This is a genomic window from Desulfosarcina widdelii, from assembly GCF_009688965.1.
Lineage (GTDB): Bacteria > Desulfobacterota > Desulfobacteria > Desulfobacterales > Desulfosarcinaceae > Desulfosarcina > Desulfosarcina widdelii.
Genome location: NZ_AP021875.1, coordinates 7,002,152 through 7,021,977, shown reverse-complemented (window position 1 = coordinate 7,021,977; position 19,826 = coordinate 7,002,152). Strand labels below are relative to the sequence as shown.

The 19,826-nt window shown below is 50.7% G+C and carries 17 protein-coding genes and 1 riboswitch; of the genes, 7 read left to right on the top strand and 10 right to left on the bottom strand.

Annotation, left to right across the window (positions count from 1 at the left end; all coding sequences use genetic code 11):
- Window positions 1-51: 51 nt before the first annotated feature.
- Window positions 52-885 (bottom strand): putative beta-lysine N-acetyltransferase, encoded by an 834-nt coding sequence (gene ablB, locus GN111_RS32015; protein WP_155307633.1) that lies wholly within the window; start codon window positions 883-885, stop codon window positions 52-54.
- A gap of 345 nt (window positions 886-1,230) precedes the next feature.
- Between ablB and glk the strand changes: the two genes are divergently transcribed.
- Window positions 1,231-2,226, top strand: coding sequence for a glucokinase (gene glk / locus GN111_RS32010; RefSeq protein WP_155307632.1), 996 nt, complete (start codon window positions 1,231-1,233; stop codon window positions 2,224-2,226).
- Between the two features lie 20 nt (window positions 2,227-2,246).
- On the opposite strand, the gene GN111_RS32005 is transcribed toward glk, so the two are convergent.
- Window positions 2,247-2,717: an IS110 family transposase gene (locus GN111_RS32005; protein ID WP_155307631.1), complete on the bottom strand. Its 471-nt coding sequence runs from the start codon at window positions 2,715-2,717 to the stop codon at window positions 2,247-2,249.
- A gap of 506 nt (window positions 2,718-3,223) precedes the next feature.
- Between GN111_RS32005 and GN111_RS32000 the strand changes: the two genes are divergently transcribed.
- The 5 genes from GN111_RS32000 (at window position 3,224) to GN111_RS31980 (ending at window position 9,786) form a co-directional block, all read left to right on the top strand.
- Window positions 3,224-4,390 carry a serine hydrolase domain-containing protein gene (locus GN111_RS32000; RefSeq protein ID WP_170302558.1) on the top strand — a complete coding sequence of 389 codons (1,167 nt, stop codon included), beginning with the start codon at window positions 3,224-3,226 and terminating at the stop codon, window positions 4,388-4,390.
- A 127-nt stretch (window positions 4,391-4,517) separates the two neighbouring features.
- The gene (locus tag GN111_RS31995) at window positions 4,518-5,960 is read left to right on the top strand and encodes a serine hydrolase domain-containing protein (RefSeq protein ID WP_170302557.1); all 1,443 of its coding nucleotides are present in this window, start codon (window positions 4,518-4,520) and stop codon (window positions 5,958-5,960) included.
- 216 nt (window positions 5,961-6,176) lie between these two features.
- Window positions 6,177-7,214 (top strand): alpha/beta hydrolase family protein, encoded by a 1,038-nt coding sequence (locus GN111_RS31990; RefSeq protein ID WP_155307628.1) that lies wholly within the window; start codon window positions 6,177-6,179, stop codon window positions 7,212-7,214.
- Between the two features lie 28 nt (window positions 7,215-7,242).
- Window positions 7,243-8,466, top strand: a complete 1,224-nt coding sequence (locus GN111_RS31985; protein WP_155307627.1) for a serine hydrolase domain-containing protein — start codon at window positions 7,243-7,245, stop codon at window positions 8,464-8,466.
- Between the two features lie 93 nt (window positions 8,467-8,559).
- Complete coding sequence (locus tag GN111_RS31980) at window positions 8,560-9,786, top strand: C45 family autoproteolytic acyltransferase/hydrolase (protein WP_155307626.1); 1,227 nt, start codon at window positions 8,560-8,562, stop codon at window positions 9,784-9,786.
- A gap of 101 nt (window positions 9,787-9,887) precedes the next feature.
- Here the strand turns inward: GN111_RS31980 and cobT are convergent, their stop codons facing one another.
- The 8 genes from cobT to GN111_RS31940 form a co-directional block, all read right to left on the bottom strand.
- Window positions 9,888-10,952 (bottom strand): nicotinate-nucleotide--dimethylbenzimidazole phosphoribosyltransferase, encoded by a 1,065-nt coding sequence (gene cobT, locus GN111_RS31975; RefSeq protein WP_155307625.1) that lies wholly within the window; start codon window positions 10,950-10,952, stop codon window positions 9,888-9,890.
- A 91-nt stretch (window positions 10,953-11,043) separates the two neighbouring features.
- Window positions 11,044-12,363, bottom strand: a complete 1,320-nt coding sequence (gene thiC, locus GN111_RS31970; RefSeq protein WP_155307624.1) for a phosphomethylpyrimidine synthase ThiC — start codon at window positions 12,361-12,363, stop codon at window positions 11,044-11,046.
- A 103-nt stretch (window positions 12,364-12,466) separates the two neighbouring features.
- Window positions 12,467-12,706, bottom strand: a riboswitch (cobalamin riboswitch).
- Between the two features lie 91 nt (window positions 12,707-12,797).
- A complete protein-coding gene (locus GN111_RS31965) occupies window positions 12,798-13,610 on the bottom strand; it encodes a 4Fe-4S binding protein (RefSeq protein ID WP_155307623.1) in 813 nt (270 codons plus the stop codon).
- 102 nt (window positions 13,611-13,712) lie between these two features.
- A complete protein-coding gene (locus tag GN111_RS31960; protein ID WP_155307622.1) occupies window positions 13,713-13,940 on the bottom strand; it encodes a hypothetical protein in 228 nt (75 codons plus the stop codon).
- A gap of 15 nt (window positions 13,941-13,955) precedes the next feature.
- Window positions 13,956-14,594 carry a DUF3786 domain-containing protein gene (locus GN111_RS31955; protein ID WP_155307621.1) on the bottom strand — a complete coding sequence of 213 codons (639 nt, stop codon included), beginning with the start codon at window positions 14,592-14,594 and terminating at the stop codon, window positions 13,956-13,958.
- 240 nt (window positions 14,595-14,834) lie between these two features.
- Window positions 14,835-15,494: a class I SAM-dependent methyltransferase gene (locus GN111_RS31950; protein WP_155307620.1), complete on the bottom strand. Its 660-nt coding sequence runs from the start codon at window positions 15,492-15,494 to the stop codon at window positions 14,835-14,837.
- A 23-nt stretch (window positions 15,495-15,517) separates the two neighbouring features.
- Complete coding sequence (locus GN111_RS31945; RefSeq protein WP_170302556.1) at window positions 15,518-17,467, bottom strand: lipase family alpha/beta hydrolase; 1,950 nt, start codon at window positions 17,465-17,467, stop codon at window positions 15,518-15,520.
- A gap of 8 nt (window positions 17,468-17,475) precedes the next feature.
- A complete protein-coding gene (locus tag GN111_RS31940) occupies window positions 17,476-18,303 on the bottom strand; it encodes a DUF169 domain-containing protein (protein ID WP_155307618.1) in 828 nt (275 codons plus the stop codon).
- A 236-nt stretch (window positions 18,304-18,539) separates the two neighbouring features.
- Here GN111_RS31940 and GN111_RS31935 point away from each other — a divergent pair, with 236 nt between their 5' ends.
- On the top strand, window positions 18,540-19,739 hold the full coding sequence (locus tag GN111_RS31935; protein WP_155307363.1) for an IS4 family transposase: 1,200 nt from the start codon (window positions 18,540-18,542) through the stop codon (window positions 19,737-19,739).
- Window positions 19,740-19,826: the final 87 nt, after the last annotated feature.

The window sequence follows — 19,826 nt, the reverse complement described above, 5'->3', positions numbered from 1 at the left end:
TCCGGGCGCCTCGACAATCTCGGTACGTCACCTTATTTACGAACAGGAGCACTAAGCGAGGGGTTTGTACCAGATATTCATGCTCTGCACCCGACCGGATATATTGGTATTGTTGACCAGGGTTCCTGCAAAGGAGTAGCCCCCTCGGGCAAACATGATGTTGATGCCATAGGAAATGGATCGGGCGATGGTAAAGGCCGTCTTTACGCCGTTTTGCCGGGCATCGGCCTCCATGGCAGCCAGGATGTGGGCAGCCAGGCTGGCCCGCCGATATTCGGGGTCCGTGGCAAAGTCGGTCATCTCCGTTCCGGACTCGTTTCGCTCGGCGGATGCCAGGGCGATCAGCCTGGCGTTGCAAAAGATACCGAAGTAGCGAAAATTCTCTTCCATGGTACGTCTGATGTAGGCCGGATCGAAAATCGGGAACGGATAGCTTTCGAACACCCGGTCGTATAGATCCGCCATCCGAGAAACGTGATCCGGGTTCATCCGGGTCAACTCGCAGTCTTCCGGCAGCGGCCGCCGGATACCTGCGTCTGCCCGTCGCAAGGCCGCCTCCAGGACTTTCCGGATTTTCTCGGCGTCGTCGGGCCGGCACCTGGCCTCACTCCTGAAACGGGATACGAACAGGGCCGTGTCGCCGTCAGCATAAAAGTCCGGTATGCGGGCTTCCGTTTTGAATCCTGCGTCCGTAAACGCAGCGGCGCTTTTGGCCGGTATTTTCGCAAACAGCTTGGTGTAGCCTTCGGCCCGCGCCAACGATTGCATGGCGTCGATCACCGCCCCGGCATCTCCGTCTCCCAGATGCATGAGGTAAACCCGGTTGGACAGCGGTCCGTGTTGAATCCGGGAGTGGCCGATTGTCTGGATACGATCCTGGGTCATCGTGGCAATTTTCCCCTTAAAAAATGTCTCCCCTTTTTGCAAAGCCGGGGATCTTCGCCACTACCGATAGCACAATTTCGGTTTCGGGCCAACAGGAGGCAAGGTACAAGCCAGGGTAACCGCATTTGGATTGGCCATCACAATAAGGCACCCTCCTTGTCCGGGGAGGGGTGATGAATAGATCGCCTCTTCAAATGCGTTTGCTCTGAGGTAGAAGTCTCATTTAAAGTCGTTTGTTTTTCCATGCGGTGGTGATAGAGTCTTTATGGATATAATCTTCAATTTGCACTTCGTTCCGATTTTAATGCAAGACCCAGGCATCACCCGATCACAAAGGAGCCCGAAATGATCCTCACGATTGACATTGGCGGCACCCACACCCGGTTGGCGATGGTCGATGAAGACGCATCCGACATTCGCCTGGAGCATTTCAGATCATACAGAAGCGAGAAGTATCGGGATGTCGATGAAATCATACAGGATTACGAGACTTCGATTGAGATCAAGGCAAAAAGCGCCGTTGTAGGCGTGCCCGGACCGGTCCTCAATGGAACGGCCCGGGCGACCAATTTACCGTGGGAACTGGAAGAGAAAGGGCTTGCCGAGAGGCTTTGCTTTTCCTCCGTAAAGTTGATCAACGATGTGGAAGCCCTGGGCTACACCATCGGTGCATTGGCACCCGATGACCTTGTGATGTTGAATCCGGGCCGTCATTACCCGGATGCACCCGCAACCGTCATCGCTCCCGGAACCGGCCTTGGAGAAGCATATGTACTGCCCGCCGGAAGCCGACATCGCATTTTCCCTTCCGAAGGAGGCCACTCGGGTTTTGCGCCTTCCAGCAAGATGGAACTAAAGCTGCTGGAATACCTGATGGCGGATCACGATCATGTGAGCGTCGAAAGCATATGCTCCGGGCCCGGAATCTGCAATATCTATCGTTTTCTCAGGGACAGGCAAATCTGTATCGAGCCGCAGTGGTTAAAAGAAGCGCTCGAGAAGTCTGCCGACCAGGCCGGGACGATTGCCCAAAACGCCCTGTCCGCAGACAAAGCCGAAGCCATATCCATTCAAACCCTGGAGCTGTTCGTTGCCATCCTCGGCGCCGAATCCGGTAACCTGGCCTTGATGCTGGCGGCCAAAAACGGTGTGTATATCGGCGGTGGAATCGCTCCCCAAATTCTTCCTTTCCTTCAAAAGGATCTTTTCATGCAATCCTTTCTGAACAAGGGGCCGATGTCCCGCTTTGTCGCCGATATCCCCGTGAGCGTCATCTGCAAGCCGGATGCGAACCTTTATGGGTTGGCCAGCTTCGCCAGAAAAGGGCAGCGGGGTCGATAATCGATGCAAATCGGTTTTTGTTATTCGGCACAGGTTCGTTTAACGCTATGAATTTTATGGCAACTGCAGGATCTTTCGGCAATGCCCATCAGATCCAGCCGGTCCGTGCTGGCCTGTAATTTCTCACGTTGCTTCTTGGCATCATGGGCATTCACGTTGGCCACCAACCACCCATTGGCCCGAATTGTGTTGGCGAAGTTCTCAGCATACGAGTTGACATCTTCGCCATCGAAAAAGACATGGTCAGACTGAATATGCCGATGACGGCAAGAACGGCCTACCTGGTCGATGAGGTACTTCATGCCATCAACGGAATTCTTGACCGAAAATGGCTTGCGTAGAACCTCACCGTTTCCATTACAGAACATGACCAGATGATCCTTTTTGGCGTAATCGATGGGTACACACATCAGTTCTGATGGATTGCCTGCCTTTTCGAATAGGGTCAGCAGTTCTTGACTTCGATTCGGATAGATGCTTGACTTTTTCATGGTGAGGCTCCTTTCGTGTATGTATCTCAGCTGCCTAACGGCGGACTGATAAACTACATTACCACCGGATCACTCCGGATGGCTCTTTACACAAAGGAGCTTCACTTCTTTGTTTAAAAAATGGCAATAGGTAGCGATCAGAATTTTCAATGGCGACCCGATTTACAGAGCAGCGCCGGCTCTGCGAGCGTTACCCTGCGGGCTTGCTCGCCTGCCCTCAATCTGTCACTCGGAAACGTACTAGGTATCTGCCTTTTCCAGTAACCCTGTTTTCGTACGATACGCGCAACCAAGCTTGAGCGGCAGGTGTAAATCGAGGTCACAATACATACAATTTGGGTTGCCCCTTGACCACCGCTTCAAATCCATTCTATTGATAATCATAGTCGCTTACTTTTATCCCGCCTTTTTTAGAAAATTAGAAATAGTGTCATCAATCGACACCATATTTCATGGATATTGCTGTTCATACACAGCTTGATCATTGGCACCAGTTGAGATCTGAAATGAAATATTATCTGCTATTATACTTTGTGACGGTTTTTACGCTTGGCCTTTATGGATGTGCCGGCCAAACGACTGCCCAAAAACACTTTATATCTTCTGACTTGCCACTCCCACAAACACTGCAATCCGCATTGGATGGAGCACGAGAGAAAGAAACCGTTATTGGGGCCTCGGCATCAGTAATCGTAGCCGATCAACCCATCTGGACCGGGGTCAATGGTATGTCTGATCCAACCACTGAAACATTTATAACGCCGGATATGCTTTTCGATATTGGCAGTGTCGGTAAAAATTACCTGGCAACCCTTATCCTTCAGCTTTGTCACGAAGGCAGGCTTAAGCTGGATGATTCGATAAGCAAATGGCTGGATCATTATCCGAACATTGATGGTGGAATAACCGTTCGCCAGTTGCTCAATCATACAAGCGGGGTGTTCGATTTCGTGAAGCACCCCGACTCTCCATGGCAGATGATTTATCAATCGACAAAGATATGGGAACAGAAAACCATCCTAAACGAACTGGTATCTGCACCCTATTTTCCACCCGGCGGCGGATGGCACTATTCTACGACCAACTACATTTTACTGCGGATGATTGCCGAAAAAATACTACAGACGGATATTTCCAATGCGCTTAAAACGCGCTACTTCATTCCTTTAAATTTAACGCACACAGTGTGTATTGATCCATTAGGCAGCGCGCCTTCCAAGATAATTATCGCCAATAACTGGAGTTCAGCCGGCTATGTGGACTTGGCCCCCAAACCTCAGCCCTGGACTACCACCTCGCCTCACCTGATTTATACCACCTCTGCTGATCTGGCACGTTGGATTCATTTTCTATTTTATGAAAAACAGGTGCTGCCTGCCGAATACCTTGGGCAAATGACATCATTTCATTCTCCGGCGCCGAATGACCCACCCTTATCAGGCTATGGTCTTGGGTTGATGTATTTGGACGCAGAACTGACAGAAAAGGCTTTCGGCATCGGTGGTGTCCGCATGTGGGGCCACGGCGGAAATACGTTTGGTTTCAAATCGCTGGTAATGTATTTGCCGGATCTCGAAACAACAATCGCCGTGTTGATCAATGATGATCGGGATCAGGGCTTAGAGACCATATTCATCGGCCTTCTACGGGCAGTGACCGGGCATTTGCGTTGATAACGAAGGACCTTGGCATTCATTCAGGACTATGGATAAAATGAAAGATTACTTCTCAACCATCATATGCTTGCAAGTGGAATCGCCTCCATCTATAGATCCCAAAATGGTAGAACTCAGGAACAGAATGAATACGATGCCCCCCGGTTGGTTCATTGGGTTGATCCTAACCCTGGCTCTTAATGCCTGCGCATTCTCCCGGCCGATTCCTGTTGAAAAACAAGACATTGATCCCAGCTATCGTTACGAAGTGCCACAAGTTGACCGGGACGGATGGAAAACCCAATCGCTGGAAGCGGCGGGCATTCGTCAACAACCATTAGCCGCATTGGCCAGCCGGATCCGTGATAAAACCTTTCCGCGGGTTTACAGCGTCCTGATCGTTAAAGACGGCAAGTTGGTTTTTGAGGAATATTTTAATAGCCATCATCGCTACCAATTCTACGAGATGCACTCTGTATCGAAGAGTGTGACTTCGATACTTGTCGGTATTGCCGTTGACCAAGGTTTGATCGGAGTGGATGATCCCGTTCACACCTATTTCGACGACTATCGTGGTATCGAATGGATCGACAAACCCTATCCGATTACTATAGGAAATTTGCTGACTATGGCTCACGGCACGGATTGGGATGAGCGTAGTCGTCCCCTCAGCGATCCAAAAAACAGCATCCGTGCCATGACGGATGGTGACGACTGGCTTCCTTTTATACTCAACCATCAATTGGTCGAACCGCCGGGAACCCGTTTTAACTATGCTGGCGGTATGACGGTGCTGCTGGGAGAAATTGTCTCACGGGCTTCCGGCATGGACCTGGGAGAGTTTGCGGAACGGTATTTGTTTCATCCCATGGGGATCTATATCGAAGGTTGGCACCGCAGCCCCCTTGGCGTCGTAAACTGCCAGGGTGGATTGTACCTTCGCCCGCGCGATATGGCCAAGATCGGCCAGTTGATGCTGGATAAGGGTGTTTGGCAAGATGATCGGGTTGTAAGCGAAGAATGGGTGAAGGCCTCTCTGACTAAACGAGTGACCGCTGAATATGGGTGGGGATATGGATATCAATGGCGCTTGGGACAGGCGGTAATCGATGACCAACTGGTCGACCTTTTTTTTGCCTCTGGCCGCGGTGGACAGCACATTTTTGTAGTTCCTGAACTACGTCTGGTTGCAGTCTTCACTGCCCAACCCATCGACAACTCAGGTGGCCATAATCGCAACTTCATCATGATGGAAGATTATGTATTGCCTGCGGTAACCGGCCTCGCAACACCCAAGCCTTTTTCGATGCAGAGCGGTCAACTATCCAGATATGCCGGTCGATATCGACATCTCGAGACTGGTGAAGAGGCAACGGTCACTCTCGGAGCAGCTGGAATTAACGTATGGCCTGCCTTTTGGTGGCGCATTCCTGCCTCTCCCATCGGGCCGAATCGATTCATTGGCTATTCAGGTCGAACAGGACACTTATACTTCAAGTTTTTATCTGATCAGGCCAAACAACCAGAACGCTTTGAAGCTCGCTTCCTTTTCGGCAAAAGGGTTTACGAACGAATTCAGCCACCCTGACCTATCGATGAAAATCATGTCTTAGCTATCAAATGCAGTGGAATAAAAGAAATGCACCCAATTGCTAAATGCAATTTTTTTAACATTCTTGATAGATACAACCGTCGGCAAATAATCTTGAAGAAGCGTTTAGTTAAAATAGACGCTCGGTGAACACTCTTGACGAGTGTGAATACTTCAAGGTCAAAAACGGCCATCCGGCAGCAAGGAGGTCCGGTGCGCAAAGGGATTTCAGCAACGGTATTCACCTTCATCGTGAGCGCTCTGATTTTCCAAGCCTGTTCGAAAATCCCCTGCTACCCTGCCGCCCATTATGCGCCCCCCGCCAACGCAAACTATAGGGCAGAAGAAGTCAGCCTGAAAGCCCCGGCAGGCCACACGCTGGCCGGCACCCTGACGTTGCCATCCGACCGTCCGCCACCCCATCCTGCGGTGGTACTGATTACTGGATCAAGCCCCCAAAACAGAGATATGATGGGCCATTGGCTCTGGCCTGCGTCTGCGTACCGGCCTTTTCGCCAAATTGCCGACGCGTTGTCGAGCAGCGGCATCGCCGTGCTGCGAATGGACGATAGGGGGTACGGCTGCTCCGAAGGTGGACCACTGCGCGATGCCACCACCGTCGAGAGGGCCGACGACAATCGAGCCATGGTGGACTTCCTGCGAAACCGCTCGGAGATCGATCCATCCCGAATTGGTCTCCTGGGATTGAGCGAGGGAGGGAATATCGGACCATTGATTGCCGCCACAGACCCGAACATCTGCGCCCTGGTGATCATGGCCGGCTGCGCCACCAACGGCTGGAAGATTCAGGAACACCAGTTCCGTTATGATATCGAACGCGACGAAAAACTAACCGAAGAAGAAAAGGAAAAAGTGCTGGCGGCTAAAATGGAAGGCCTCCGGGCGGCGGTCCGGGAAGGCAAAGCCAAACCATGGTTTGCCTTTTTCCTGGAGTACATGCCCCTGCCGACCGCCAAAAGGGTGAATTGCCCGGTATTGATCCTCCATGGCGACAAAGACGCACACGTTCCCGTGGAGCATGCTCACTACCTGGCACAGGCCATGCGGTCGAGCGGAAATCCGGATGTCACCGTACGGATTTTCAAGGACGTCAACCACCCTTTTCTGCCGGACAAGGATGGCCGGATGAGTGGCTACCTGAAACTTCTTCGGAAGGGGGCCAAGGTACCGGATTCGGTGCTGGATACAATTACCGAGTGGTTTGTCGTGCGTTTACTGGCGGGTCATTAACGATTGACTGCAGTTGGACAATAAACATATGTGCCAAATTAAAAAGAGGTTTGTTCTTGCCTATTTGGGGTCATTCCTTTTTTGCATATTTTTTTTAGGATGCGCAACCATACCAGCTCCAATTTTACCTCGCTCTGGCGATTCTGATTTGGCTGAGTTGCTCGAATCAATAAGGATCCAGGAAAGGTTGCCTGCCCTGGTGGCTGCAATTGTCCTTGACGGCAAAATTGATGCGGCCGCCGCTGTGGGAACCAGAAGGGCTAACACAAATAATTGGGTGTCTGTTGACGATCAGTTTTTGATTGCCTCCTGTTCCAAGGCATTTACTGCGACTTTAAGCGCCGTCTTAATTCAAAAAGGGTATTTGCAATGGGACACGAAGTTAAAAGAGGCTTTTCCCGATCTTGATATGAGAAGCGAATACGAGGATATCACCCTGATTCAGTTGCTTTCCCACAGAGCCGGACTACCCGAATGGATAGACCATCTCACCAGTAAAAACTTGACCGCTCAATTCATCGACAACTGGTGGAATGATCGGCGATCACCGGTGACGATGAGAGCAAAGTATGTAAAAGAAAATGTGAAACAGCGTTTGGCTGACAAGCCAGGCCACTCAGTTTTCTACTCCAACAGTGGTTATCTGATAGCCGGAGCGATGCTTGAAAAAATTATGGGAAAACCCTTTGAGCAGCTAATGACAGAGGAAGTATTCAGCCCCATGGGACTGCACACAGCAGGGTTCGGACCGCCTGTAAAATTTGATTCGGAATACCAGCCTGTGGGCCATTCCGGCTTTTTCCGCACGGTGCACCCTGGAGATTTTCCTGACTACATGGCTCCTGCGGCTGCCATTCACATTTCAATCAGAGATTGGGCAAAATTTATTCTCTTGCATTTAGGAATCGGTGGAGATGAAGGAGTGGTTCTTGAAACCGATACCATAAGCACCCTGCATTCGCCTCCTGATTCGTCGATTTGGCGAGCGGGTGCAGAAGAAAGAGGGTATGGCATCCCTTCACTGAACTATGCTTTGGGTTGGTATACTTTGGATATAGACAAAAAAGAAAATCTGCTGTGGCACCCTGGCGGCAATTCAGGCTTCATTGCTCAAGTCGTTGTAGATCCAAAAAGAAAGAATGCCGTTCTACTTGCAACAAATGTCCGTGCTTCACACAACCACCTTTTCAAGGCGATCAACAGAATAAAGGCGCATTATTCTTCGTTAGCGGATTTGCCGGGTATCGAATAAAAAAGGGGCGGCAATTCTAAAATCGAACGCTTACTGATCGCTTGCATTGACAAGATTTTTTAATAATTGACCATTACACCCTGAGGCGTACCGATGAAATATTCAAGGCCAGATACCGTATTCCTATCGATTTTGTTCTCTGCGTTTGCATTGGTTGCCTCCGGGTGCGGGGGGCGGAACGGTAATGTCCAGGAGTTGCTCAACCGACCCATTGAGGAAACAGCTCATTTCCATCAAAGCAAAAAATACATCAAGCACGGGGTGACTGTCGTATATCTGACAGGGACACCTTATGAAATTGGCTTTGCCCACGGAAAATTATGTAAAAATGAAATCATGGATGCCAACCAATATTGTTGGGATGCATATGAAAAGCTTAAAAACACGCCAGATGGAAAATGGCTTCCATTGTCAAGAAGCTTAGAGAGATATCTTCCCGAAGAGTACATTGCTGAAATGAAGGGGATCGCTGACGGCGCAAGTATTGAATATGACAAGATTCTCTTTTTAAATACGCTTGTAACCATTTCTGAACACGGCAAGTGTTTTGCATTTTCGTTCAGGCAGACTGAATCAAACATTATCACCGTCAGGCAAATTGATATCAGCAATAAAATCCCTTTGTGGAAGAAGATGATCCTATACATCATTAAACCGCAAAAAGGATACGGCTTTGCAGCGCTGTTGAATCCTGGATGGGTTTCCGGCGAAACTGGAATGAATGAAAAGGGGATCACCGTCTCGGAAAACAATATTCAAATTCAACAGACTCAATGGGATGTAACGCCCATTGATCAGCTATCAAGAAAACTGCTGCAATATTCAAAATCAATCGATGATGTTGGAATGATTTTAAGAAGGCTGAACGCGTATCCTGCAAAGCTGATTTTTGCATCAAGTAAGAAAACCGCATCAATCTTTGAATTTGCCAACAACGAGATCGCAAGCATTGATATGACAAATGGTTATCTGGCAATGGCCAATCATGCATGCATGATTCCCTCGAAAAACATTACATCTCCTTCCACGAGAAGATTGAATTTTGGAAACCGGTTCCTGGAAAAAAATCGGGGAAATATGGACATTCAGAAAGCAATCGAGCTTGTCAGAACGCCCAGAATCTCCTGGCGCTGGAACCCTGTTGTCCACAACCGACAATCCATTATTTTTTCACCAGCGACCCTCGACTTTTGGATTGCGATTCCACCGGAGTCAGACTACATCCCTGCGAGTTATGGCCCTTATGTCGGATTCAATCTGATGCAGGAGCTATCTGGTACAGGCCATGAACCCAACCCCGAGTCATTTCCTGCTTACTGATTAAGGGTTGCGGCCATAGCAAAACGGCCCCCTTTCGGAGGCCGTTTGTAGTCGCAACCTATTATTTTTACTCCAATCCTGCAAATCCGTCATTCGACGCCCTATTTCTTCTGGGCGTCCACAATTGCCACCTCCTCGAAGGTTTTAATATCGCACAATACCCGTGTGGCGGCATCGAGCAGTTCCATGGCCAAGGCAGCGCCAGTGCCCTCCCCCAGCCTCAGCCGGAGGTCCAGCAACGGTTCGACACCCAGGTGCTCGTGCATGAAACGGTGTCCAACCTCTACGCTGCGGTGGCTGGCAAACAGGTAGTTTCTGGCTGCTGGAGCCCGTTCACAGGCGATCAGGGCACCGGCGGTGGCGATAAGCCCATCGCACACCACAGGAATACCGGCGGCCGCGGCCCCGATGACCAGACCGGCCAGACCGCCGATCTCGAAGCCGCCCACCTTGGCCAGTACGTCCAGTGGATCCTTGGAGTCCGGTTGGTGCAGCTTAAGGGCCTTTTCGATCACCCGGATCTTGTTGGCCAGGGCGGCATCGTCGATGCCGGTGCCCCGGCCAGTGAGTTTATCCACAGGGATGCCGGAGAAAGCGGCGATGACGGCCGAAGAGGGTGTGGTGTTGCCGATGCCCATGTCTCCGGTGCCAAGGATTTCCAGCGGCCCCTCGGCCAGCAGCTCGTTGACGATTTCAATTCCGGCCTCGACACTTCTCACGGCATCCTCGCGGGACATGGCCGGAACCACGGCGAAGTTGGCCGTGCCCTTGCCGATCTTTTTGTGGAAAATGGGCAGGTCCGCGTCGAAGTCAAAATTGACGCCCAGATCGGCCACCCTCACCCGCGCACCGGCGTGTTTGGCCAGCACGTTGATGGAAGCGCCCTGGTTGACGAAATTTAACACCATCTGGGGGGTCACTTCCTGGGGAAACAGGCTGACTCCTTCCTCGGTCACCCCATGGTCGCCGGCACAGGTAACGATGACCTTGTTGTCCAGACGGACGTCCAGCGTTCCGAAAATCGCCGCCAGACGGGCCGACACCGGTTCCAGCATGCCCAGACTGCCGGCGGGCCGGGCCTGGTTGGCCAGCCGTTCGTTGGCTTTTTCCAGAATTTCCTGATTCAGTGGCTTGATCGCTGCAATGCTCTTTTCGATCAGATTCATGATGTCCTCCTTACAGATAAATGCCTTCGATTGATATTTGGATCAACGCTCCCACGCTGAGCATGGGGGCGAGTTATGGGGTACCGGCATTTCATCCAAGATTTGCGACCTTATCACCGGAAATTTCCTTGTCGAAAATTTCCATCCCCTTTTTCATGGCGCAAAAATCGCCGCACATGGTGCAGGTTTTCGACTGCTCTGGCCGACGGCTGTCCCGGATGGCCCGGGCCACCTCGGGAAACAGGAGCAGATCCTGCAGATCTCCCCAGCGCATGTCCCGCCGGGCCATGGCAGCCTGGCGGTCGCGCTCGCGGCGCTCAGGGTATTTACTCAGGTCGCCGATATGGACGGCCAGCCGAGTGACCCGTACCCCTTCGCGCACATCGGCCTCTGTGGGCAGGGACAGGTGCTCGGCCGGGGTGATATAACAGATCAGGTCGGCGCCGTGTCGGGCCGAGGCGGCCGCACCGATGGCAGCGGTGACGTGATCGTAGCCGGCGCCCACATCAGTTGGGATGGGACCCAGCACATAGTAGGGGGCGTTGCCGCTCATTCGCTTTTCCAGCATGATGTTGCCGGCAATCTCATCCAGGGGCACATGTCCCGGCCCTTCCACCATGGTCTGGCAGCCCATCGCACGGCCGATTTCTGCCAGTTCGCAGTTGACAATCATCTCGGCCATCTGCGCCCGGTCATGACTGTCGTGGATCGCACCGGCACGGATGCCGTTGCCCAGGGATAGCACGGCGTCATATTTTTTCATCAGGCTGCAAACCCGGTCGAACTGCTCGTAGAGCGGATTCTCCTTTCCATTCATGTCCATCCAGGCCACCATGAAGGTTCCGCCCTTAGAGGCCAGGCCGCCGTAGCGAAAGCCCTGTTTTCTCAGACGCCGGATGGTGTATTGGTTGATGCCGCAGTGAATGGCCATGAAGCTGAGGCCGTCGACCAACTGCCGTTCGATAAGGTCGAAGAGGTATTCCGGATCCAGCTTGGCGGGATTGCGAGTCCTACGGATCGTCTCCTTGAAAGCCTGATAAAGGGGAACGTTGCCCACCGGCCGGCTGGTGGCTGCCAAAACGGCCCGGCGAACGGCATCCAGATCGCCGGCGGCGGACAGCTCCATAAGGGTGTCGGCCCCCTCCTCTTCGGCCGCCACCGCTTTTCTCACCTCCAGGTCGATGTCGCAGATATCCGACGACGTTCCGATGGAAGCATTGACCTTGGTGCGCAGCCCCCGTCCGATGCCCACCACCTTCCGTTCTTTACAAAACGGATTGTTGGGGATGACAATCTGACCTTTGGCCACCCCATCGCGCACCCGTTCTGCATCCATGTTCTCGTCCGCCGCCACTGTCTGCATCTGTTTCGTGACAACGCCTTCCCGCGCCAATTCGATCTGCGTTTTCATAAATTCTCCCATGTTCATTGGTACCGGGAAGCGGCCGGCGCGGCCAACAAAAAACCCCGGACCGAAAAATGAATTTTCAGTCTGGGGTTTTGCCATCACCACCAGGACAGGCTTCCTTCAGGCAGGTTTTCTGACTTGCGGATCGCTCTACTTGCCGCGCCTTCCCGCATCGTTTCGTGTCCCAGTACCTATTTCTGGATCAGTACTGTCTGTAGACGATGCAGTGGTAATTGCGGCTTTCGTCCCCGCTCACAGCGACGGGTTCGTCCCGGAATCGCACCGGGTTCCCTATTATCCCGGGCACGCCTGATGGCGTGCGGGCACCGAAAGGATCGATAACCAATTATGTTGGAGATGTAAAAAAACTGCAGCGGCCTGTCAACGGATTTCTTTGGCCATCCGCACCGAATTTTGTGGTTTACCGTGTATTGAATTCACACCTTCACCCCAAAAAGTTGGGGCTCTTTTCGAATACTGCAATTTTCATTTAACCAGGTGGCAATATTTTTCCACTTGCTGTCTTCCATAACCCTTGCGCCTTCGGGACAGTTTTTTATACAGGCACAGCAGCGGATGCACAGCTCGATTTCGGTTGCCACACTTCCGTTCACTGAAACGGCGCCGGTCGGACATACACTGGCGCACGTCCCGCAAACGGTGCACGTGTCTTCCATGGTCACCGGTGCAACCGCCATGGGTCGCGCTCCGCCTGCTTCATATGGATAACTGCCGGGTATCTCCAAATCCGTTTGAACATCAGGCGAGTTCAGCACTGCGATTTTATTTTTGATTTTTGCTCCAAAATCCATTGCTCTTTGAACGTCCTGGCTGTCCGGGCGTCCATTGGCGATGGGGACAGCCTCTGTCGCAAAAGAGTGTTCCCCGATGAATGCAGCACCGGCGACCGGATAAAAGCCCAACTCAATCGAAAGATTTTTTAGTTCCAACAGTGCATCTTCAAACTCCCGGTTCCCATATACAACGACGAGAACCGCCAACGTGTTATATGCGTTTAGATTTTTGAGTCGTTTGATTGCGTCAATCGGCAAACGGCCACCGTAAACAGGCGCACCGATAATTACGAGTTCATCCGAAAAGGGTGGTATTGCTTGTTGCATTCCCTCCGGAAGAGTCAGATTAATCTGCTTGACATCTTGAACGGCGATCCCTTTGGCGATGCCTTCCAACACTCTTTGAGTGGTTCCAGTGGGTGAAAAATAGACCAGTTTTACCTGTTTGACTTCCATTGTTTCCTCCTGCTCGCATCGGGTTAAAATTTTATAATTGTGTCGCCAAATATCCGGTTATTCCTGCCAATAGTACCTTTTTCATGCTTATTCTCGTTGCTCCTATGGCAATTGAATATCCAACTCCTTGCCGATCAACAACGATAATTTTAAAAAGGAGCGCCTAGTGGCACCGAGCCAATCCGATAAAACCATTTCGTTTTGGGTCATAGGCGCCTTGATCTGAATTGTATCATCTGAAGGTATCATACCGAGAAGTTTAGACAACTCTGCAATCTGAACGGCTATCTCCATTTTCTTTTTGTCAGACTGGTCTTGGGGTGGGTTCATTTCAGTTCCTCCTGATCACACCGCTTCAAATGACCGTTCAGCCGCTTTCAAATGTTCCAGCAGATACCAGTCGAGCATGACCCGGCACTCGGAATCCAGAAACCGATCCGCCCGCCGCTCGTATAAAATGAAAGCCTGGGCGGGGAAATGCGCGTCGGCATCGTTGTACAAAAACAGAATCGGAATCCGTGGAAGCGCCGTTATGACCGCCGAAAGGTCGTATGGATAATCGCTGTCAGGCGAACAACCCCCAAGTGTGCTGACCGCCGCCTTGAGCCGGTAGAGATTCCCCGCATACCGTTTCTGAATTTTCACCGCCGCATAGTTGGCCAAACCGGCATTCTGTGACTGGCCCGAGTCGGCAAAATCGCGGTAATTGATCCATTCCTTCCCGTTGGGAACTTTTAGCGGACACATCAACAGGTATTTAATCAGAATCACGCAGATCCCATAATCGGGCCGTTGTCCCTGGCCGTCTACCACACCGAAGGGCGACACCCGGTAATTCGTCTGGAAAAAAGGAATCTGAACCGTTTTTCTCTTTTCGTCAACGGTTATGTCCAGGATCGATTCCCACCGTGAAAGTTGGGTGTAATCCAACTGCCTCAGGTAGTTTTCGCTATTTTCTTTAAAAACCGGATTCGTATCTCCCATCTGTCGCTCCTTATTCGCCTATACATGAATGCTCAGGTTCAGTTTGCTTTCTCGTTGAATTCTTAACAGGTTTTGCCTGAGTGTTTGCCAATATGCTTGCTCTTTTGAAAAAACCGCGGTTCTGATCGGCTCTTTCAAATCCGGGAAATGGCGGTCCAATATTGTTTCTATATTCCGATATATGGGTCCACCTGACAATTCAGTTCCGGAAGCGTGCAAGGCTCCAGTACGGGACGATTCTCAAGAGGCGTGACAATCATCGCTTTGCTCCTTTTGTTTGGTAGCGACCGTGCAATGAAAAACAGATAGACCGATACCCATCGATTGCGTCGTGACATCGAATGCAGATTCGGAATTGTGCACAAGCTTCTCGACCTCGTCTTTGGAATATAACCGAAAAACTTCCGTATCCAGTCTGCGCTTTTTTAGCTGGGCAATATCCTCGTACCCCAAAACCAGCATTCCCCCCGGTTTTAACAGTTGAACCATTTTCTTGATGGTCGATTCCGGGGCCGGCCAGAAATAAATGGTATTGACGCTGCAGATTTTGGTAAAAGTGCCGGCTGGAATCTGCAAATGGTCTACATTGCCATCATGAATGCAAACCTTGCCCGCTGCAATGTGCTTTCCATTTTTACGCCGGGCAATCGCCACCATCGACGCTGAGAAATCGATGCCTTCCGCGACGCAACCATCCGTTTGCCGCGCTATCCTGCCGATCAATTTTCCGGTGCCGCATCCGACGTCCAGAATGTGGTCACCGGCCTGCGGCGCCATGATGGAATAAACGAATCGATTTAGCGGTGCGTTGCCGAAATCGAAAATGCTGGACATAATCCATCGCCCAAATAAACCGGTCGGCTTGCGCGCCTGTCGGGAGAAGAAGGTCGTAACATTCATCGCGGCTATCCTTTCGATTCGCTTCACTCACGTCGGGGAGTGGGCGTCAATTCGGTTATCCTGAAATATTGAAGGATGCCGGGGCTGACGGAATAGTCCTTTTCGATGGATTGATAGCCGTTGGCCTTGATAATGAGTTTGTAAGCCCCGGTCGGCAATCCAAAGAAACCAAAGCATGTGTCGATGCAAAAATCATCGCGTGAAATAAGGTAGCTATTGTTGAGAAAATCGTCATAGTCGATGTTTTTGTCTTCGATTGGTCCGAGTTTTCGATATAACCCGCTGCCTTTCAATACGATCGACTCAATCTCGATGCTGCTGTCGGCGGATCGGTATCGATAATCCGGCATTCCGATGGATTTTTCCTCCGGTGTCAACGCGGCGGCAACGCATCCGCGAATCACGCCGTCCGGTATAAAATCGAAATTCAGGTCTTTTGTAGTATGGCTATGAATGGAAACCTGGATATTATTTTTCTTTGGTCTGGCTGCCGGTGTAATCATGCTCGCAACGTATTCCCCGGAAGGAAAGGGACCAAGTACTTTTCCATTGTCCTCATCCCTTAAGCAGATAACGGTATCCGCGTCTTTTTTGCCGGAGGGATGAAGGATAAACATATGCACCGGTCTCACACCGTCGAATTCATCGTCGAATGAAAAGTGAATCCTCACATATCCCTCGGATCGATTGCGGGATACACTCATTTTTTCGTCGCATTCATCGAGAATGGTGTTGTACTGATTCAAGATGGCCTGGCTGAAAAGGATGCTTGTATGGTCTTCATCGAATACATAATTCATTTCGGCCTCGGATTGGGCTCTGTAATCAAGGATGCTGGACAGGGTGATGGTTCCATCGTTGTTCGATTGAAACGGGTTGCGATTTCCATTGTGGCCGCAAAACATGTAGAAGCGAACCGACTCCGGCATCTTCATTCTGTACAACGATTTGATGAAATCCCCTTCGGGCTGCATATCGATCCAGCTCGGAATCACGACCGGAGATTGCTGAACACCGTATTCGGCCATCCTGTCCCCTCCCCATGGCGTCGCCAGGGAAACAAACAGTTTTACGCAGGGAAATTGCCGGCCATAATTGACAATAAAGGATCTGGCCACCAGCCCGCCCATGCTGTGTGCCGTAATAAAAATCTGGTTGAATTGATATTTGGTTTGGAGATTAATCAGTTTCCATAGCAACAGGTATGACATGCTATCGATGCGGGCACCGCTCGGGTAATAAAAAAACCATGGTTGAAAACGGGTTCTGTCGATGTGCTCGACAAAATTTCGCCATCCTCTGGGGGTTCCGCCGGCACCGTGAATAAAAAGGATCGGTGTCTTTTCGGGATCATATTCCTCGAGGAAATAGATATTGCCGCCAAACTGCCTGAAAAAGGACATCGGTTCCCAAAAGCCTCTGGTGCCAATTTCTTCGGAAAAGCGTTCGTCGTCCAAATCCGTTATGTCGCCTGCCTGGCGGCTGTATAGTTTGTTCGGTCGTGACGACGAAATGATGGTTCCATGGGGGATCGCTGTTGTTGCTCCTCCAGGCGGGATAACGATATCGATATCGAAAACCACTCCAACGGCCGGAACACACAGCGATCCCTGATTGCCATATTGACCTGCCGGCTCACCTGCATCATAAACCAGGTCGCGGTTCTCATCCCGATAGGCAAAGATCTCGTATTTGCCCGGAACCAGCATGAGTTCATATTCACCGGATTCATGCAGGACCGTATAGTGAAAGTCGGGGGTGCCTTCATCCATTGCGTGCGCGGCGACAACGATCGGCCCGTTTCCCGAGGCGTTTGCCAGGACGCGTCCAACGATAACAGTGTATTCCAGGCTTTTGTCAATGTCCGCTTTCGATTTTATCAACGCGCAGCCCATCGGTATCAAACACATCAGAAATAGCAGTGGAATCACTTTTCGGGATAGCGAGAATCGTTCGGTTTTAAATCCAATCATAATTGATCTCACCTCTTGCGAATTGTTTTTACCAATCTTTTCCATGACGGGATTTGGAATACGCAGTCGTCAGCCTCCTCCTCCATGCGATCGAAAAGCGGTTTTGGTAAAGTGAGTGTCAGAATATCATCGCGAAACCGCTTTTTCATGACCTCCCTGCCGTCTACGCCCAACATGCCCATAACCGCCCTGGGAGCATCGAGGTCGGCCTGGGCATAGGCGAAAGCTGTAATGGTGTTGCAGTCCGCACCTTGGGGCACTTGAACAGGATCGGTCCCTGTCATCACCGATCCTGCAAGCACGAACAGACCGGCAAGCTCCATCGGACTCACCGGGAAAATGACGGAACGGATGTTCTCGGCAGACTCGGTGCGGCTCAGAGGCTTGAATAGCACATACTCGTAGGGAATATCGTAGCGGGGTAATCCATGCAGTATCCAATCCCTAGCCAGTTCCGCACTGCAGTGTCTTCGCTCACCATATTCAAGCAAATTCCTCCAGTTCTTTGGCGCAGCGTCTATCTGTTTCTGGTATGCCTTTCGATTGCCGGTGGATTGGAGTCCCTTGCTGAATACAGCAGCGTAGCGGTCAAGTTGTTCATCCGAGGCATCAAAATCGACACCCAACCCTAAGGCGGCACGACCGCCATTGCATGGTATCGTCTCTCGATTGCCACCGGCAACCTTTCCGCGTCGGGCGGCCTCGGCGAAGAGATAAAGGATGCATCCAAACCTGCCCTTCTTATACTGAAACGCATCATCGGGAATTGTATTACTCCAGACGACTGCCACCGGCTCGAACTCAGGCCGAAGATTATTTACAATTGTACTTTCCATAAGACACCCCGCATTAACGATTGTCCATTCGTGGATAGGCACTTAGTAATTGTATGCAGTTTCTTCCTTTCAATTTCCAATTCGATGCTGAACTTATTTTTGATAATTTAGGTCACTCTTGTCCAAAAACGGTTTCGAATGGAAGTAATTCAATGAGATCTTGAAAAAAAACCTCCTTGTGAGGCATGGTTTAATCGCGACAAAAAACCGTTAGCCAGCAACAAGGAGGTAAACCAATGGTACGACATGCAAGTCTTTTCAGTCAACTGGTTGCTTTGTTTCATCGTGGACATTTTTTCAACACGGTCTTCCGCCATCAAGCCGAACGGTACGCCAAAGGTTTTAGCAGCTGGGATCATTTTGTAGCCATGCTTTTCTGTCAACTCGCTCAAGCAAAGAGTCTGCGTGAAATTTGTGGTGGATTGTCCTGTTGCCTTGGGAAACTTCGTCATGTGGGGGTTAAAAAGGCACCCAACAAGTCCACGCTTTCCTACGCCAATGCCCATCGTCCCTGGCAAATGTATCGTGATCTTTTTTACCAGACGCTTGATGTCTGCAAGATGGGCGGTCCGGGCAGACATCGGTTCCGATTTAAAAACAAGCTGCTGTCTCTGGACAGCTCGACCATTTCGCTGTGTTTGTCGCTTTTCCCGTGGGCAAAATTCCGCCGAACCAAAGGCGCTGTCAAGCTTCACTTGCTATTGGATCATGACGGGTATCTGCCGACCTATGCTTATATCTCCAACGGCAAAAAGCATGATGTCACCATCGCCCGTAAAATTGCGCTGTCACCCCATTCCATTGTCGCCATGGATCGAGGATACAATGATTATCGACTATATGCGTACTGGACAGAAAGTCAGATCTACTTTGTCACCCGATTGAAGAGCAACGCCGATTACACGGTGCTTGAAGAACGTCAGCCACCTTTCAATCGAAACATTCTGGCCGACGAACTGGTTCAGTTTAACGGCCATTACGCTCGCAAGAATTGCCCCCACACCTTACGGAAGGTTACGGTCTGGGATAATGAGCAGGAGCGGCAGATCGTATTGCTGACCAATCATCTTGAATTTGGAGCCACCACAATATCCGCCATTTACAAAGACCGATGGGAAATAGAGTCATTTTTCAAGGCACTCAAACAAAACCTGAAGGTGAAAACCTTCGTCGGAACCAGTGAGAACGCGCTGTATATCCAGATTTGGACAGCATTAATTGCCATGCTGTTGATCAAGTACCTCAAATTCAAATCCAGATTTAATTGGTCTTTGTCGAACCTTGTCGCTTTTCTCAGGTGGAATCTTTTTACTTACAGGGACTTATGGGAGTGGATCGACAAACCGTTCGATGTCCTTCCTGGAACGGCTCAGTCTGTCCAATATCCTCTTCCATTTAAGGGAATTGGACAGCACCAATTAAAAATGGGAACCTGATTCTGAACTTTGCGCTTTTGATCGCCTAAACAACTGAAATTTAAAAGAGCAACCACGGATTTCTATTTATTTTGGACAGCAGTGAAT

What these genes read in the sequence shown, in the direction of transcription:
- ablB (WP_155307633.1), bottom strand. Translation starts at nt 885, where the DNA reads ATGACCCAGGATCGTATCCAGACAATCGGCCACTCCCGGATTCAACAC.
- glk (WP_155307632.1), top strand. Translation starts at nt 1,231, where the DNA reads ATGATCCTCACGATTGACATTGGCGGCACCCACACCCGGTTGGCGATG.
- GN111_RS32005 (WP_155307631.1), bottom strand. Translation starts at nt 2,717, where the DNA reads ATGAAAAAGTCAAGCATCTATCCGAATCGAAGTCAAGAACTGCTGACC.
- GN111_RS32000 (WP_170302558.1), top strand. Translation starts at nt 3,224, where the DNA reads ATGAAATATTATCTGCTATTATACTTTGTGACGGTTTTTACGCTTGGC.
- GN111_RS31995 (WP_170302557.1), top strand. Translation starts at nt 4,518, where the DNA reads ATGAATACGATGCCCCCCGGTTGGTTCATTGGGTTGATCCTAACCCTG.
- GN111_RS31985 (WP_155307627.1), top strand. Translation starts at nt 7,243, where the DNA reads ATGTGCCAAATTAAAAAGAGGTTTGTTCTTGCCTATTTGGGGTCATTC.
- GN111_RS31980 (WP_155307626.1), top strand. Translation starts at nt 8,560, where the DNA reads ATGAAATATTCAAGGCCAGATACCGTATTCCTATCGATTTTGTTCTCT.
- cobT (WP_155307625.1), bottom strand. Translation starts at nt 10,952, where the DNA reads ATGAATCTGATCGAAAAGAGCATTGCAGCGATCAAGCCACTGAATCAG.
- thiC (WP_155307624.1), bottom strand. Translation starts at nt 12,363, where the DNA reads ATGAAAACGCAGATCGAATTGGCGCGGGAAGGCGTTGTCACGAAACAG.
- GN111_RS31965 (WP_155307623.1), bottom strand. Translation starts at nt 13,610, where the DNA reads ATGGAAGTCAAACAGGTAAAACTGGTCTATTTTTCACCCACTGGAACC.
- GN111_RS31960 (WP_155307622.1), bottom strand. Translation starts at nt 13,940, where the DNA reads ATGAACCCACCCCAAGACCAGTCTGACAAAAAGAAAATGGAGATAGCC.
- GN111_RS31955 (WP_155307621.1), bottom strand. Translation starts at nt 14,594, where the DNA reads ATGGGAGATACGAATCCGGTTTTTAAAGAAAATAGCGAAAACTACCTG.
- GN111_RS31950 (WP_155307620.1), bottom strand. Translation starts at nt 15,494, where the DNA reads ATGAATGTTACGACCTTCTTCTCCCGACAGGCGCGCAAGCCGACCGGT.
- GN111_RS31945 (WP_170302556.1), bottom strand. Translation starts at nt 17,467, where the DNA reads ATGATTGGATTTAAAACCGAACGATTCTCGCTATCCCGAAAAGTGATT.
- GN111_RS31940 (WP_155307618.1), bottom strand. Translation starts at nt 18,303, where the DNA reads ATGGAAAGTACAATTGTAAATAATCTTCGGCCTGAGTTCGAGCCGGTG.
- GN111_RS31935 (WP_155307363.1), top strand. Translation starts at nt 18,540, where the DNA reads ATGGTACGACATGCAAGTCTTTTCAGTCAACTGGTTGCTTTGTTTCAT.